At 23.8% G+C, this 1,092-nt stretch carries 1 protein-coding gene; it reads left to right on the top strand.

The window, feature by feature from the left end; translation table 11 throughout:
• Nucleotides 1-103: 103 nt before the first annotated feature.
• Nucleotides 104-1,092 (top strand): replication initiation protein (locus HMPREF0202_RS14780; protein ID WP_023049649.1); only part of this gene is annotated, 989 nt, incomplete at its 3' end.

Genomic DNA, 1,092 nt, shown 5'->3' with positions numbered 1-1,092 from the left:
AATTTGTGAATTATCTTATTACAATTTGTGAAATTATTACCTATGTATTTACATGTAATAAGAAGTGTGCTATTCTTTACTAAGATGATATCAAGGAGGAGCCATGCCTAAAGTTGTTAAATATAATAATCAAATGAATGAAATAAACTTTGGTGGTTATAGTGAAAAAGAACTAAACATGTTTTTTTCATTAGTATTTTTAGCTAAAGAAAAAGGATTAAATAAATTAACTATACCTTTTTCAGAACTGAAAGAACTAGCTGATGGAGATAAAAATAAAGATAGATTTATAAATAATTTAATTAATGTAAATAAAAAACTAATAAAACTAAATCATCAGATTGAAATTAACAATGTCATTCATATTTTTTCTTTATTCAATACCTTTTCAATAGATAAAAATGAAAATGTATTAATAGTGCAAGTGAATGAAATTTTCACATATATGCTTAATGATTTAGTTGGAAGTTTTACTAGATTTGATTTGATAGAGTTTGTTAGCTTAAAAAGTATCTATTCTAAAAATACATTTAAATTATTAAAGCAATGGGAGAGTACAAGAGTAGCTAAATATGAATTAGATACATTTAGAAATTTATTAGGAGTTCCCAAAGGATATACCAGTACAAACTTTAATGAGAGGGTTTTAAAGCCAATTATGGATGAATTACCTAATTTTTTTCAAGGATTAAAAATAGACAAAACTAAAACAGGAAAAAAAGTTACTGGATTAATTTTTTCTTGGAAAAGTAAGAAAAATGAAAAATCTAAAAAAGTAGATGTTATAGATATAATTGAAATTTCTGACAAATTAAATAAAGCTATAGAAAAGGCAAAAAAGAATAGATTTATTGAAAATTTATTAACTTCAGATAATATCGATACTTTAATACAAATGTTCCAAGAAAATGACCTCATAAAAGGCTTAAATTGGGCTTACAAAGAGATTAAGCAAGATGTAAGTACCCTTAATTATTTAGTAAAAACAATAAAAACAGGAGCAGAAAAAACAGAAAAGAAAATAGTTGTCAAAAAGGCAGAAGAAAAAGTAGAGGAACAAGAAAGTATTTTTGATAAAACTTTTGAAGAAAT

Source organism: Cetobacterium somerae ATCC BAA-474, from assembly GCF_000479045.1.
GTDB classification, from domain to species: domain Bacteria; phylum Fusobacteriota; class Fusobacteriia; order Fusobacteriales; family Fusobacteriaceae; genus Cetobacterium_A; species Cetobacterium_A somerae.
Note: the sequence above shows the minus strand (reverse complement) of the source record. Positions and strands in the feature narration are given on the sequence as shown.